This is a genomic window from Pseudonocardia sp. ZF1, assembly GCF_056835605.1.
In genome coordinates this window covers 3136310-3149817 of the sequence record NZ_JAJNBY010000001.1, presented here as the reverse complement: position 1 = coordinate 3149817, position 13508 = coordinate 3136310, and the positions used below count along the sequence as shown (strand labels likewise).

14 protein-coding genes and 1 pseudogene are annotated in these 13508 nt (G+C 75.0%); 9 read left to right on the top strand and 6 right to left on the bottom strand.

Features of this window, described 5'->3' with window-relative positions; all coding sequences use genetic code 11:
- Positions 1-115: 115 nt before the first annotated feature.
- The 3 genes from ZF1_RS15295 (at position 116) to ZF1_RS15285 (ending at position 4309) form a co-directional block, all read left to right on the top strand.
- Complete coding sequence (locus tag ZF1_RS15295; protein WP_062395368.1) at positions 116-1738, top strand: ABC-F family ATP-binding cassette domain-containing protein; 1623 nt, start codon at positions 116-118, stop codon at positions 1736-1738.
- A gap of 303 nt (positions 1739-2041) precedes the next feature.
- The gene (locus tag ZF1_RS15290) at positions 2042-2251 is read left to right on the top strand and encodes a helix-turn-helix domain-containing protein (protein ID WP_010240451.1); all 210 of its coding nucleotides are present in this window, start codon (positions 2042-2044) and stop codon (positions 2249-2251) included.
- Positions 2252-2437: 186 nt separating this feature from the next.
- Entirely contained in the window at positions 2438-4309 is a 1872-nt protein-coding gene (locus ZF1_RS15285) for an ABC transporter ATP-binding protein (protein WP_476651562.1), read from the top strand.
- 22 nt (positions 4310-4331) lie between these two features.
- Here ZF1_RS15285 and ZF1_RS15280 read toward each other — a convergent pair whose 3' ends face one another.
- Genes ZF1_RS15280 through ZF1_RS15270 form a run of 3 tightly spaced genes read right to left on the bottom strand, consistent with a single transcriptional unit; the run spans position 4332 to position 6559 of the window.
- Complete coding sequence (locus ZF1_RS15280) at positions 4332-4958, bottom strand: DAK2 domain-containing protein (RefSeq protein ID WP_346103675.1); 627 nt, start codon at positions 4956-4958, stop codon at positions 4332-4334.
- Complete coding sequence (locus ZF1_RS15275; RefSeq protein WP_405416898.1) at positions 4955-5959, bottom strand: dihydroxyacetone kinase subunit DhaK; 1005 nt, start codon at positions 5957-5959, stop codon at positions 4955-4957. The genes ZF1_RS15280 and ZF1_RS15275 overlap by 4 nt, the downstream gene beginning before the upstream one ends.
- Before the next feature lie 27 nt (positions 5960-5986).
- Positions 5987-6559: a TetR/AcrR family transcriptional regulator gene (locus tag ZF1_RS15270; protein ID WP_226357288.1), complete on the bottom strand. Its 573-nt coding sequence runs from the start codon at positions 6557-6559 to the stop codon at positions 5987-5989.
- Positions 6560-6682: 123 nt separating this feature from the next.
- On the opposite strand from ZF1_RS15270, the gene egtA reads away from it, so the two are divergent.
- The 4 genes from egtA (at position 6683) to egtD (ending at position 11196) form a co-directional block, all read left to right on the top strand.
- Positions 6683-8110, top strand: a complete 1428-nt coding sequence (gene egtA, locus ZF1_RS15265; protein ID WP_482637593.1) for an ergothioneine biosynthesis glutamate--cysteine ligase EgtA — start codon at positions 6683-6685, stop codon at positions 8108-8110.
- Positions 8111-8178: 68 nt separating this feature from the next.
- A complete protein-coding gene (gene egtB / locus ZF1_RS15260) occupies positions 8179-9468 on the top strand; it encodes an ergothioneine biosynthesis protein EgtB (RefSeq protein WP_482638709.1) in 1290 nt (429 codons plus the stop codon).
- Positions 9461-10210: an ergothioneine biosynthesis protein EgtC gene (egtC, locus tag ZF1_RS15255; protein WP_346103683.1), complete on the top strand. Its 750-nt coding sequence runs from the start codon at positions 9461-9463 to the stop codon at positions 10208-10210. Before egtB ends, egtC begins: the two co-directional genes overlap by 8 nt.
- On the top strand, positions 10207-11196 hold the full coding sequence (gene egtD, locus ZF1_RS15250) for an L-histidine N(alpha)-methyltransferase (RefSeq protein ID WP_251782414.1): 990 nt from the start codon (positions 10207-10209) through the stop codon (positions 11194-11196). Before egtC ends, egtD begins: the two co-directional genes overlap by 4 nt.
- Here egtD and ZF1_RS15245 read toward each other — a convergent pair.
- A complete protein-coding gene (locus ZF1_RS15245; RefSeq protein ID WP_405416901.1) occupies positions 11183-11359 on the bottom strand; it encodes a helix-turn-helix domain-containing protein in 177 nt (58 codons plus the stop codon). The genes egtD and ZF1_RS15245 overlap by 14 nt on opposite strands.
- 188 nt (positions 11360-11547) lie before the next feature.
- Positions 11548-11709: pseudogene (locus tag ZF1_RS15240) on the bottom strand (AraC family ligand binding domain-containing protein); the annotation flags it as partial.
- A gap of 106 nt (positions 11710-11815) precedes the next feature.
- Between ZF1_RS15240 and ZF1_RS15235 the strand changes: the two are divergent.
- Complete coding sequence (locus ZF1_RS15235; RefSeq protein ID WP_482637592.1) at positions 11816-12388, top strand: class I SAM-dependent methyltransferase; 573 nt, start codon at positions 11816-11818, stop codon at positions 12386-12388.
- A gap of 10 nt (positions 12389-12398) precedes the next feature.
- On the top strand, positions 12399-12857 hold the full coding sequence (locus tag ZF1_RS15230; protein ID WP_251782416.1) for a cupin domain-containing protein: 459 nt from the start codon (positions 12399-12401) through the stop codon (positions 12855-12857).
- Here the strand turns inward: ZF1_RS15230 and ZF1_RS15225 are convergent.
- Positions 12796-13302, bottom strand: a complete 507-nt coding sequence (locus ZF1_RS15225; protein ID WP_482637591.1) for a hypothetical protein — start codon at positions 13300-13302, stop codon at positions 12796-12798. The genes ZF1_RS15230 and ZF1_RS15225 overlap by 62 nt on opposite strands.
- Positions 13303-13508 lie beyond the last annotated feature (206 nt).

The following is a 13508-nucleotide window of genomic DNA, read 5'->3' as shown; positions in this document are numbered from 1 at the left end:
CGGCCGGTAGTCTGGTCGCGTGGTCCTGATCGAGTAGACCGGCGTCCGGGCACGACCGTGCCCGCATCCGGTCCTCTCAGCGTCACTCCTCGTCCTCCGTCTGGAGCTCCTCCACGTGATCACCACGACCGACCTCGAACTGCGCGCCGGATCCCGCATCCTGCTCTCCGGTGCCACCCTGCGGGTGCAGCCCGGCGACCGGATCGGTCTGGTCGGGCGCAACGGCGCCGGCAAGACCACCTCGATGCGGGTGCTGGCCGGCGAGGGCGAGCCGTACTCCGGGCAGCGGAGCGCGAACTCCCCGGTCGGCTACCTGCCGCAGGACCCGCGCGAGGGCGACCTGTCGGTCACGGCCAAGGACCGGGTGCTCTCGGCCCGCGGCCTGGACGTGCTGCTGGCGAAGATGGAGAAGGCGCAGACGGCGATGGCCGAGCTGGCCGACCCGGCCGCGAACGACAAGGCGGTGCGCGAGTACGGGCGGCTCGAGGAACGGTTCTCCGCCCTCGGCGGCTACGCCGCGGAGTCCGAGGCCGCGCGGATCTGTACCCACCTGGGGCTGCCCGAGCGGGTGCTGGCCCAGCCGATGCGCACGCTCTCGGGCGGTCAGCGCCGGCGCGTGGAGCTGGCCCGGATCCTGTTCGCCGCCTCCGACGGCGGGTCGCAGTCGGCGACCACGCTGCTGCTCGACGAGCCCACCAACCACCTCGACGCCGACTCGATCACCTGGCTGCGCGGGTTCCTGCAGCAGCACGAGGGCGGTCTGGTCGTCATCAGTCACGACACCGACCTGCTGGCCGCGGTGGTGAACAAGGTCTGGTTCCTCGACGCGACCCGCGGCGAGGCCGACCAGTACAACATGGACTGGAAGCGCTACCTGGAGGCGCGCTCCACCGACGAGAAGCGTCGTCGCCGCGAGCGGGCCAACGCCGAGAAGAAGGCGTCCGCGCTGCACGTCCAGGCCGCCAAGATGGGCGCGAAGGCCACCAAGGCCGTCGCCGCCAAGAACATGGCCCGCCGGGCCGACGCCCTGCTCGCCGGTCTCGACGACGAGCGTCAGGCCGACCGCGTCGCGCACATCCGGTTCCCGACCCCGGCGCCCTGCGGGCGCACCCCGCTCACCGCGGAGAACCTGTCCAAGGCCTACGGGTCGCTGGAGGTGTTCACCGGGGTGGACCTCGCGGTGGACCGCGGGTCGAAGGTCGTGGTGCTGGGCTTCAACGGCGCCGGCAAGACCACGCTGCTGCGGATCCTGGCCGGCACCGAGGAGTCCGACTCCGGCGGGGTCGTGCCCGGCCACGGGCTGCGACGGGGCTACTTCGCCCAGGAGCACGACACGCTCGACATGGACGCCTCGGTCTGGGACAACATCCGCCACGCCAGCCCGGACGCCGCCGAGCAGCAGCTGCGGACCCTGCTCGGGTCGTTCATGTTCTCCGGGGAGCAGCTCCAGCAGCCCGCCGGGACGCTGTCCGGCGGTGAGCGGACCCGGCTCGCCCTGGCCGGTCTGGTGTCCTCGGCGGCGAACGTGCTGCTGCTCGACGAGCCGACGAACAACCTGGACCCGGCCAGCCGCGAGCAGGTGCTCGACGCGCTGCGCCGCTTCGAGGGCGCCGTCGTGCTCGTCACCCACGACCCGGGTGCGGTCGAGGCGCTGGAGCCGGACCGGGTGATCGTCCTGCCCGACGGCACCGAGGACCACTGGTCGGCCGACTACCTGGAACTGGTCCAGCTCGCGTGACCGGTCACCGCACGCAGCGGTGATCACCCGACCGGACCACCAAGATCATTGGAAGTGTCCGGGACGTACCGCGTGTGGCTCCCGGAATCGTGCACTACCCGTTCCGACGGGGTAATCCTCTGCGCTGCTCGACGGATGACGATTCCGAACGGTACGCGCGGTGCTGCGCCGTTCGGGGTAACCGTTCGCCGATCGCATTTTCCGCGTTCTGGTCATAAATGGTCAACTGGATCATCATGGCCTGATCGTCGCGCCAGATGCGGCGGTCCGCGGGGGCATCCGCGGAGGGGATGAGGAGGGCCGATGGCCGAGCTGAAGAAGGGCGCCCGGATCACCGGGACGCAGCGGGGCAAACTCGCCGCCGACCTGAAGAAGAAGTACGAGAAGGGCGCCAGCATCCGTTCGCTGGCCGAGCAGACCGGGCGGTCGTACGGCTTCGTCCACCGGGTCCTGTCCGAGACGGGTGTGACGTTGCGCGGGCGTGGCGGCGCCACCCGTACCAAGAAGAAGTAGTCCTCTCGTCGGCGCCGCCGACCGGGTCGAGCAGCGAGCCCGGGGCGGCGTCGTCGTGTGTCCGGGGTGTGTCGTGGGGCGCCGCGCGCGGGACCACCGCGCCCGCCCGCCGTACGCGCCGTAACGTGAACCCTCGCCGTCCACCACCGGCGAAGGGGAACACCGTTGGATCGCCCGCTCGCTCTGATGCGCGGGGTCATCCGGGGGGCGGACTCGACGTCCATCCGCCGTGGCTCCATCGCGCGGGGCACCTGGCCCCGGATCTGGGGCTTCGTCCGGCCCTACCGCCGCTGGCTGCTGTCCTACCTGGCCCTGACCACCGTCACCGCCGTGATCGGCGTCGCGACGCCGGTGCTGGCCGGGCGCGTGGTCAACACGATCGTCGCGGCGAACGAGCTGCCCGACGCCGCCCGCGTCGTGATGGTGATCGCCGGGGCGATCGCCGGGATGGCCGTCCTGGAGGCGTTGGTCGGGCTCGCCGGCCGCTGGTTCTCCGCGCGGCTCGGCGAGGGACTCATCGAGGACCTGCGGGTGGCGGTGTTCCGTCACGTCCAGTCGATGCCGCTGGCGTTCTTCGCCCGCACCCGGACCGGGGCGCTGGTCAGCAGGCTCAACAACGACGTGATCGGCGCCCAGACCGCCATCACCGGCACCCTGTCCACGGTGCTGTCCAACAGCATCCAGCTCGTGCTGGCCATCGCGGTCATGATCGGTCTGGCCTGGCAGGTCACCGTGCTGGCGATGCTGCTGCTGCCGGTGTTCGTGCTCCCGGCCCGGCGGATGGGGACCTGGCTCGCCGAGCTGCGCCGCGAGGCCGCCGAGCTCAACGCCACCATGGGTAACCAGATGACCGAGCGCTTCTCCGCGCCCGGCGCCACCCTGGTGAAGCTGTTCGGCGACCCCGACTCCGAGGCCGCGGTCTTCCGGGGCCAGGTGTCGCGGGTGCGCGACATCGGTGTCCGGTCGGCGATGGTGTCGCGGTTGTTCGTCACCGCGCTGCAGCTGGTGTCTGCGCTGGCCCAGGCCATGATCTACGGCCTCGGCGGCTACCTCGCGGTGACCGGGGCGATCCCGGCGGGCACCGTCGTCGCGCTCGGGCTGCTGCTGACCCGGCTCTACACCCCGATGACGGCGCTGGCCAACGCCCGCGTCGACGTGATGACCGCGCTGGTCGCCTTCGAGCGGGTCTTCGAGGTGCTCGACCTGCGCCCGATGCTGACCGAGCGACCCGACCCGGCCGTGCTGCCCGACGGCCCCGTCGACGTCGCCCTGCGCGGGGTCCGGTTCACCTACCCCAGCGCCACCGACGTCTCCCTGGCTTCGCTGGAGGAGGTCGCGGTGCTCGACCAGCGGGTCAACACCGAGGTGCTGCACGGCGTCGACCTGCACGTCCACGGCGGCGGGCTGCTGGCCCTGGTCGGGTCGTCCGGGGCCGGGAAGTCCACGCTCGCCTCGCTGGTCCCCCGTCTCTACGACGTCGACGCCGGCTCGGTCGAGTTGTCCGGGGTGGACGTGCGGGACCTGTCGTTCGCCACGCTGCGCGGCGCCGTCGGGATGGTCACCCAGGACGGGCACCTGTTCCACGACACCATCGCCGGCAACCTGCGCTATGCCTCGCCCGACGCCACCGACGACGAGATGATCGACGCACTGCGCCGCGCCCGGCTCGGCGACCTGCTCGACACGCTGCCCGACGGCCTCGACACGGTGGTGGGGGAGCGCGGCTACCGTCTGTCCGGCGGTGAGCGCCAGCGCCTGACCATCGCCCGGCTGCTGCTGGCCCGCCCGCGGGTGGTGATCCTCGACGAGGCCACCGCGCACCTCGACTCCGAGTCCGAGGCCGCGGTGCAGGAGGCGCTGGCCGAGGCGCTGGTCGGGCGGACCGCGATCGTCATCGCGCACCGGCTGTCCACCGTGCGGGCGGCCGACCGGATCGCGGTGCTGGAGGGCGGGCAGGTCGTCGAGTCCGGCACCCACGACGAGCTGCTGGCCGCCGACGGCCGCTACGCCACGCTCTACCGGACCCAGTTCCTCCCGGCGGCGACGACCGCGGGCTGAGCCACGCCGGCTGGCCCGGCGCTCAGGCCAGGCCCGCCAGCGGGTCCGCCACCTCGGCACCGGGCTCGGCCACCGCGGCGACGGCGGCGAACAGCAGCGCGACGCCGACCGCGCCGGGATCCGGCGCGCCCTTCGCGCGCTCGCCGACGTAGGACGCGCGGCCGTGCCGGGCCGCGAGCTCCGCGGTCCGCTCGGCGCCGTCGAGGGCCGCGGCCGCCGCGGCGGCGTACCCCGAACGGTCGAGCGCGGTCACGGCCGGGGCCAGCGCGTCGACCATCGTCCGGTCGCCCACCTCGGCCTCGCCGACCCGCTGGATCGCGGTCAGCCCGGCCCGGGCGCCCGCGGCGAACGCGGCCGCGTCGGCCGAGCCGTAGGACAGCGCGCGGGCGATCTCGGAGAACAGCAGGCCCAGCAGCGGGCCGCTGGTGCCGCCGACCTCGTCGAGGAAGACCTCGCCGAGCGCGCCGAACCCGCGCTGTGGTCCGCGCCCGGCCGACGCGACGGCCAGCCGGACCCCGGCGCGCAGGTTGTCGCCGTAGTCGCCGTCGCCGGAGTGCTGGTCGAGGTCGGTGAGCACGCCGTGGCCGTCCTCGACGGCCCGGGCGAAGCGGGCCAGCACGGCGTCCTGGTCGAGGGGGTGGCCGGTCATGAGGTCTCCGTCCGGGGGAAGGCGGCCGTCTGCGCCGGCGCGGCCCACAGGGCCGTCCACTCCGGGCGCATCCGGGTCAGGGTGAGCGAGAACCCGGCCATGTCCAGGGCGGGGACGAACGTGCCGACGAGCAGGCCCACCCGCTCCAGCCCGCGCGCCTCCAGCCCGGCGGCGGCCAGCTCGGCGAGCACGTAGAGCTCCAGCAGTGCCGTGCCCCCCATGCCGTTGACGACCAGGACGACCTGGTCGGGGCCGTCGGGCAGGCCCGCGACGACCTCGTCGAGCATCCGGTCGACGAGCTCCTCGGTGGGCGGCCGGTCGACCGAGTGCCGGGCCCGCTCGCCGTGGATGCCGACGCCGTAGTCGAGCTGCCCGTCGAGGGCGAACGCGGGCTCCCCGGTGCGCATCGAGGTCTGCGCGCGGGAGGCGACGGCGAGGCTGCGCGAGGCGGCGGCGACGTCCGCACCGAGCGTCGCGAGCTCGGCCAGCCCGGCGCCGGTGTCCGCGGCGGCGCCGAGGATCTTCTCGACGACGACGGTCGCCGCGGTCCCGCGCCGCCCGGTCGCGGTGTCGAGCCCGTCGGTGGCCAGGTCGTCGTCGACGAGGACGCGGGCGACGTCGACGCCCTCCATCCGCAGCCGCTCCGCGGCGATGCCGAAGTTGATCCGGTCGCCGGTGTAGTTCTTGACGATGTGGATCACCCCGTCCGGGCCCGCCGCGGCCCGGGACGCGTACAGCACGGCCTTGTTGTGCGGGGAGGTGAACACCGGCCCGGGGGCGACGGCGTCGAGCATCCCGCGGCCGAGGAACCCGGCGTGCAGCGGCTCGTGACCGGAACCCCCGCCGGAGACCAGCCCGACCCGCCTGCCGGGTGCCCGGTGGCGCGCGAGGAGGTGGATCGGGTCCTCGTGCAGCGCGACGAGGTCGGGGTGGGCCCGGGCGAACCCGCGGACGGCGGCCGGGACGGGGTCGTCGCCCGCCGGGTGGAAGGGGAACGGCATGGCGCCGATCATGCTGGCCGTGGGCGGTCAGCGCATCAACGGCGCGCGGACGGCGTTCTCCACGAGGTCGAGCACCGGGCCGAGGTCGTCGGCGGGCAGCCCCATCGCCAGGTGCGAGACCAGCCCCTCCAGCACCAGCTCCAGGTACTGGGCGAGCACCGGCACCGGCACGTCGTCGCGCAGCGCGCCGGCCGCGGCCTGGCGTTCCAGCCGGGCCCGGGTCGCGGCGGTCAGCGCGCCGGAGTGCTCCTGCCAGCGGGCCCGGAACTCCGGCTCGGTGCGCAGCCGTCGGGAGACCTCCAGGCGGGTGCCCAGCCAGCTGCGGTCCGAGCCGCCGCGCAGCAGGTCGCGCATCACCTGCACCAGGCCCTGCTCGGCGACGACGTCGGCCATCCGGGTGGCGTCCTGCTCGGCCAGGGCCAGGAACAGCGCCTCCTTGTCCCGGAAGTAGTGGAAGATCGCGCCACGGGACAGCCCGGTGTACTCCTCGAGCCGCCGGACGGTGGCGCCCTCGTAGCCGTGGTCGGCGAAGCAGGTCCGGGCACCGGTGAGGATCTGCTGCCGGCGTGCGGCGAGCTGGTCGGTGCTGACACGGGGCATGCCCCCAGTATTCCGTACGCTTGTCCTGCATGTGGGGACGGTCGTGTCGCCGGTCACCGGCGGTGCCGGCGACCATGATTTCATCGCGTGCGGGTGTCACACGGCGGGGGTAGCGTCGACGTGGTGACCCCAAACGACCAGAGCACCGACGGTGTGCTCCGCAGCGTGGGGGAGGCCGAGGCCTACGTGGCCTCGGTCTGCTTCAAACACGGCCCCCCGACCCTGGCCGGTGTCGAGATCGAATGGATGCTCCACCGACCCGGTCGACCGGCCGACCCGGTCGACCTCGACGCCGTGCGTGCCGCTCTCGGCCCACACCGCCCGGCCTCTCTGGACCCCGCCTCGCACGCGGCCCCGCTCCCCGCGGGCGGCACCGTGACCGTCGAGCCGGGCGGCCAGATCGAGATCTCCAGCGCTCCCGCTGACTCGCTCGAGGCCCTCCTCGGCGCCCTCGGCGCCGACGCAGCCCACCTCCACGGTCTGCTCGCCGAGCACGGCCTGCGGCCGCACGACCGCGCCGCCGACCCGGTCCGGCCCGCCCGGCGGCTGCTGGACCTGCCGCGCTACGCGGCCATGGAGTGCGTGTTCGACGGCGTCGGCCCGCACGGACGCAGCGGGATGTGCTCCACGGCGGCGGTCCAGGTCAGCCTGGACGCCGGCCCGGCCGCCGGGATCGCCGAACGCTGGGCGGTCCTGCACGAGCTGGGCCCGGTGCTGCTCGCAGCGTTCGCGAACTCGCCGGTGCAGCACGGCCGCCGCACCGGCTGGAAGTCCTCCCGGCAGGCGTGCTGGCTCAGCCTCGACCCCGCGCGGACCGCGCCGCCGCCCACCGCGACGCCCGGTACCGACCCGGCCGCCGCCTGGGCGCGCCGGGTGGTCACCACCCCGCTGCTGTGCGTGCGCGGCACCGGGACCTGGTCGGTGCCGGCCGGGGTCACCTTCGCCGACTGGGTGTCCGGCCGCGCCCGCGGCGGGGTCCTCGACCGGCCCCCGACACTGGCCGACCTCGACTACCACGTCTCGACCCTCTTCCCGCCGGTCCGCCCGCACGGCCACCTCGAGGTGCGCTACGTCGACGGTCAGGCCGGCGACGACTGGGCGCTGCCGGCCGCGGTGCTGCTGGCGCTCACCTCCTCCGGCCCCGTCGTCGACCGTGTCCGGGAGCTGTGCGAGCCGGTCCGCGACGAGTGGGTCGCCGCCGCCCGCCACGGGCTGGACCACCCGGTTCTGGCCGCGGCGGCCGCCGGTCTGTTCCCGCTGGCCTGCGACGTGCTGGCCGCCGCGGACCATCCGCTGACCACCGGGCCGGGCCCGCTTCTGGCCCGGCTGCGCGAGGTCACCGAGCGGCGCGTGCTGCAGGGGCGCTGCCCCGCCGATGACATCGACCCCGCCGAGCAGGGTGCGGGCCCGACCGCCGATCCGTTCCCGCCGGGGCTCCATCTGGGTTCCGCCCTGCCCGGCGCGCCCGCCGCACGAGAGGTGACCGGTCGAGAACCCGGCCGGTCCGCCGTCGACACCGCCGACCAGGCTGCCCAGGAGGACGTGGCATGACCGCCGATCCCGCCGTTCCCGCCGGACCGCTGACCGGCCCCGCGACCCCGGGGGAGAGCCCGGAGACGATGCGTACCCGCGTCGCCGCCCTGCTGGGCCGCTCCCGCGATCGCAGCACCGCGCTCACCGCCCTCGACGACGGCGAGCTGGCCGCCCAGCACTCGCCGCTGATGTCGCCGCTGGTCTGGGACCTCGCGCACATCGGGTCGATGGAGGAGCTGTGGCTCGTCCGCGACGTGGGCGGCCGCGAGCCGCTGCGCCCGGAGATCGACGGCCTCTACGACGCGTTCCAGCACTCCCGTTCCTCGCGGGTCGAGCTGCCGCTGCTCACCCCGGCCGAGGCCCGCGGCTACGTCGCCGAGGTGCGGGACAAGGCGCTCGACGCGCTGCACCGCAGCCCGCTGCGCGGCCGCCGGTTGGAGGCCGAGGGCTTCGCGTTCGGGATGATCGTGCAGCACGAGCAGCAGCACGACGAGACCATGCTCGCCACCCACCAGCTGCGCTCCGGGGGGCCGGTGCTCGACGCCGCCCCGCCGCCCCGCCCGGCCGGTGCGGTCGACCCGGCCGCGGAGGTGCTCGTCCCGGCGGGCCCGTTCGAGATGGGGACCTCGGCCGAGCCGTGGGCGCTGGACAACGAGCGGCCCGCGCACGTCGTGGACCTGCCCGCGTTCCGGATCGACGTGCACCCGGTGACCAACGGCGCGTTCGCGGCGTTCGTCGACGCGGGCGGCTACGACGACCCGCGGCTGTGGACCGACGCCGGGTGGGCGCACCGCACCGAGGAGGGACTGGTCGCGCCGCGGTTCTGGTCCCGCGACAGCGACGGCACCTGGTGGCGGCGCCGGTTCGGCGTCGTCGAGCGGGTGCCCGACGACGAACCCGTCGTGCACGTGTCCTTCCACGAGGCGCAGGCCTACGCCCGCTGGGCCGGCAAGCGCCTGCCCACCGAGGCGGAGTGGGAGAAGGCCGCCCGCCACGACCCGGCGACCGGCCGCTCGCGGCGCTTCCCCTGGGGCGACGACGAGCCGCGCGCCGAGCACGCCAACCTCGGACAGCGCAACCTCCAGCCCGCCCCGATCGGCTCCTACCCGGCGGGCGCGTCCGCGTTCGGCGTGCAGCAGATGGTCGGCGACGTCTGGGAGTGGTGCGACTCCGGCTGGCACCCCTACCCGGGGTTCAGTGTGTTCCCGTACCCCGAGTACTCCGAGGTGTTCTTCGGCGGGGACTACGCGGTACTGCGCGGCGGGTCGTTCGGCACCGACCCGGCGGCGATCCGGGCGACGTTCCGCAACTGGGACCACCCGATCCGCCGGCAGATCTTCGCCGGGTTCCGGCTGGTCCGCGACGCCGGTGTGTAGGCACCTCGCGTACCTGGGGGAGCCGGCCACACTGGCGTCGCTGGTCCTGGAGCCGGAGCACGGGCTGCTCGCGCAGTCCTACGCCCCGGCCGACATGCGCGGCGGCGGCACGATCAACGCCGACGGCCACGGCACCGGCTGGTACCCGCCCGGCAGCACGACGCCGGTGCGCGTCCGGTCGGCGTCGCCGCTGTGGGCCGACACCTCCTACGCCGCGCTGGCCGGGGCGACGACGTCGGGCGCCGTGCTCGCCGCCGTCCGCTCGGCGACGGTCGGGATGCCGGTGACGGCGACCGCCGCCGCCCCCTTCACCGACGGGCGGTGGCTGTTCAGCCACAACGGCGTCGTCCGCGGCTGGCCGGACTCCCTCGCGGCCGCCGCGGCGGCGCTGCCCGTCACCGACCTGATGACCCTCGACGCCCCCACCGACGCCGCGCTGCTGTGGGCGGTGGTCCGGCGCGGTCTCGCCGACGGCGCCGACCCCGCCGACCTGCTGGCCCGGGTCTGCGCCGACACCGAGCGGAGCGCGCCCGGCTCGCGGCTGAACCTGCTGCTCACCGACGGCACGACGATCTGGGCCACGGCCTGGCGGCACGCACTCGCCGTCCGGGCCGGACCGGCGGGCGTCACCGTCGCCTCCGAACCCACCGATGCGTTCCCCGACTGGACACAGGTGCCCGACCGGCACCTGGTGGTGGCCCGACCGGGCCATCACGAGAGTCATGACCTAGGAGCTCCGTGAGCACTCCCGGCGCCATCCAGCTGGACGTCCACCTCTCCGACACCGATGCCGGCACCGCGCTGCGGTCCGACGTGACGCGCGGGCTCGCCGCGTCGCCGAAGGAGCTGCCGCCGAAGTGGTTCTACGACGCCCGGGGGTCCGAGCTGTTCGAGCGGATCACCGAGCTGCCCGAGTACTACCCGTTCCGCACCGAGCGGGCGCTGCTCACCGACTCCGTGGACGACATCGCCCGGTCCTCGGGGGCCGACACCGTCGTCGAGCTGGGGTCCGGGTCGTCGACCAAGACCCGGCTGCTGCTCGACGCGTTCGCCCGTGCCGGGACGCTGCGCCGCTACGTGCCCCAGGACGTCAGCGAGTCCGCCCTGCGCGGCGCCATCGACGAGCTGCACCGCGACTACCCGGAGCTGGAGCTGCACGGCGTGGTCGGCGACTTCACCCGCGACCTGGACCGGCTGCCCGGCGCCGAGCCCGGCGGGAAGCGGATGATCGCCTTCCTCGGCGGGACCATCGGCAACCTGATGCCCGGCCCGCGCCACGACTTCCTCCGCCACGTCCGCTCGGTGCTCCGGCCCGGTGAGCAGCTCCTGCTCGGCACCGGCCTGGCCACCGACCCGGCCGTGATGGTCCCCGCCTACGACGACGCCGCCGGGGTCACCGCGGAGTTCAACCGCAACGTGCTGCACGTGCTCAACCGCGAGCTCGACGCGACCTTCGACGTCGAGGCGTTCGACCACGTCGCCGTCTGGGACGCGGAGAACTCCTGGATCGAGATGCGGCTGCGCGCCACCCGCGACATGCGGGTGCGGATCGCCGACCTCGACCTCGACGTCGCGTTCGCGGCGGGGGAGGAGCTCGCCACCGAGATCTCGGCGAAGTTCACCCCCGCGACGGTCGACGCGTTCGCCGCCGCCGCCGGGTTCGCCACGACGCGGCGCTGGGTCGATCCCGACGCGCGGTTCGCGCTGACGCTGCTCACCGCCGCCTGAGGTCCGGCGGTGCTGCGCCGGCCGGGCGCAGCACCGCCGAGGGCGTGGTCCCGGTCTCCCGGCGGAACGCCGCGACGAACGCCGAGGGCGTCGCGTAGCCGACGTGCCGGGCGACCACGCCGACCGGGCGGCCCGCGGCCAGCTGCTCCAGCGCGACGCGCATCCGCAGCAGCGTCCCCGGGCCCGCTCGGGCGTCGCGGGCCCCGGCCCGGCCAGGTGTTCCAGCAGGGCGGCGACCCGCGGCTCGACCGCGAGCACGCACGGCGTGGGCCAGTCGATCGGGCAGCGGCCGGGCCACAGGTAGATCCCGCGCATCGCCGCGTTCTCGGTGGCGGCCGTGACGTGCGGGACCCCGGCCGGCAGCCACAGCGCCCGTCCGGGGCCGAGGACCCAGCTGGTGTCGGCGACGGTGACCCGCAGGACCCCGGCCGCCGCCCAGGCGAGCTGGTGGGCCGGGTGGGTGTGCTCGGCGAACGCGTACCCGCGGTCGAGTGGGATGCGGGAGACCAGCACCGCGGCGCCCGGCACGTCGGGGACGTGCGCGGGCAGGCCGGAACGCGACACGATGCGGCAGCCTCACGGCTCCCGGCCACCGCGGGTGGCGCCTAGCGTCGCGGGCATGGCCATGAACGCGCTGCACCGACGGATCTGCCGCTCCGACTCCTGGGCCGACCGGATGCACGGGACGACGCTGCCCTGGGCCGTCCGCGACGTCGACCTCACCGGAGAGGTCCTGGAGATCGGCCCCGGTTACGGCGTCACCACCCGCTGGCTCGCGCCGCGCACGGGGGTGCTGACCGCGCTGGAGGTCGACCCGGAGCTGGCCGCGGACCTGCGTGCGGACCTCGGGGGTGAGCTCGGCGTCGACGTCCGGCACGGCGACGGCGCCGCCCTGCCCTTCCCGGACGGCAGCTTCGACGCCGTCGTCTGCTTCACGATGCTCCACCACGTGCCGACGCCCGGCGAGCAGGACCGGCTCTTCGCCGAGGCCGCGCGGGTACTGCGTCCCGGTGGGACGTTCGCCGGCATCGACTCCCGGATGTCGCTGCGGTTCCGGACGATCCACATCGGGGACACCCTGACCGCGGTCGACCCGGCGACGCTGCCGCGGCGACTCGGGGCGGCCGGGCTCGTACGGCCGGAGACCGAGCCGGGTGCGCGGTCGTTCCGGTTCCGGGCCGGCCGCGGCTAGGGTCGAGTGCATGAGCACCGACTGGCGCCACGACGGCGTCCGGGTCATCCCCGGCGACATGCTCGACGCCAACACCCCGCAGACGCCCGGCATGCACCGCGCCGCCGCCGTCACCGGGGACCGGGCCGGCGCGCAGCGGCTGTGGGCGGGCACGGTGACCATCCACCCCGGTGCCCGCACCGGCGCGCACCACCACGGGGAGCTGGAGAGCGTCATCTACGTCGTCCGTGGCCGGGCCCGGATGACGTGGGGCGAGAACCTGGAGTTCACCGCCGAGGCCGGGCCGGGCGGGTTCATCTTCGTGCCGCCGTTCGTGCCGCACCAGGAGATCAACGCCCTCGACGACGAGCCGCTGGAGTGCGTGCTGACCCGCTCCGGTCAGGAGCCGATCGTGGTCAACCTCGACATCACCGGGGTGCCCGACCCCGAGCACGTCCCCTGGGTCGACCCCCTGCACCCACGGCACTGAGCAGCGTCACCGCGAGGGTGACCGCGAGCAGCGTCCCCAGCACGACGTCGATCACCGGCCACGCCCGCACCGACGGGTCCAGCCCCAGGGTGAACACGGCCAGCGGATCCACGAGCCGCCCGCGGTAGGCGAGCAGCGTCGCCGGGCCCAGCGCGAGCAGCAGCCCCACGACCCGGCCCACGGTGCCCGCCGGCCCCGGGTGCCGGCGACCCCACAGCGCCGCGAGCGCGAGCAGCACCAGCCCCGCCAGGATCAGCGGGAGCCAGGCCCGCCACAGCCCGACCGGCAGCACCGGCACCGCCGTCCCGTGCCGGAAGACCAGGCCCGGGACCTGCTGGGCGACCACCAGGACGGCGACCACCGCGGCGACGACCGGCGTCCCACGCGACGGCACCCCGGAGGACGGCGGCCCCTCGGACGGCCCCTCGGACGGCACGGCACTCACGGGGGCCGACGATACGGGGCCGTCCCGGCCGTCCGGCCGTCACCGCGTCGGGTGGGCGCCGCGGGGCGGTCCGACCGGTAGCGTCGGTGCCGATGCGGCGGCGGACGGACGAGCAGGCGGCCGCCCCGGTTCCGGCCGGGGCCCGCGACTCCGGGGCAACCCCGGGGTGCACCGGCACGATGCAGCACGGCGTCCCGCGCGCGGGT

Bases quoted from the DNA above. Each gene is read 5' to 3' on its own strand.
- ZF1_RS15290 (WP_010240451.1), top strand. From the start codon at position 2,042: ATGGCCGAGCTGAAGAAGGGCGCCCGGATCACCGGGACGCAGCGGGGC.
- ZF1_RS15285 (WP_476651562.1), top strand. From the start codon at position 2,438: ATGCGCGGGGTCATCCGGGGGGCGGACTCGACGTCCATCCGCCGTGGC.
- ZF1_RS15280 (WP_346103675.1), bottom strand. From the start codon at position 4,958: ATGACCGGCCACCCCCTCGACCAGGACGCCGTGCTGGCCCGCTTCGCC.
- ZF1_RS15275 (WP_405416898.1), bottom strand. From the start codon at position 5,959: ATGCCGTTCCCCTTCCACCCGGCGGGCGACGACCCCGTCCCGGCCGCC.
- ZF1_RS15270 (WP_226357288.1), bottom strand. From the start codon at position 6,559: ATGCCCCGTGTCAGCACCGACCAGCTCGCCGCACGCCGGCAGCAGATC.
- egtB (WP_482638709.1), top strand. From the start codon at position 8,179: ATGCGTACCCGCGTCGCCGCCCTGCTGGGCCGCTCCCGCGATCGCAGC.
- ZF1_RS15245 (WP_405416901.1), bottom strand. From the start codon at position 11,359: ATGCGCGTCGCGCTGGAGCAGCTGGCCGCGGGCCGCCCGGTCGGCGTG.
- ZF1_RS15235 (WP_482637592.1), top strand. From the start codon at position 11,816: ATGGCCATGAACGCGCTGCACCGACGGATCTGCCGCTCCGACTCCTGG.
- ZF1_RS15230 (WP_251782416.1), top strand. From the start codon at position 12,399: ATGAGCACCGACTGGCGCCACGACGGCGTCCGGGTCATCCCCGGCGAC.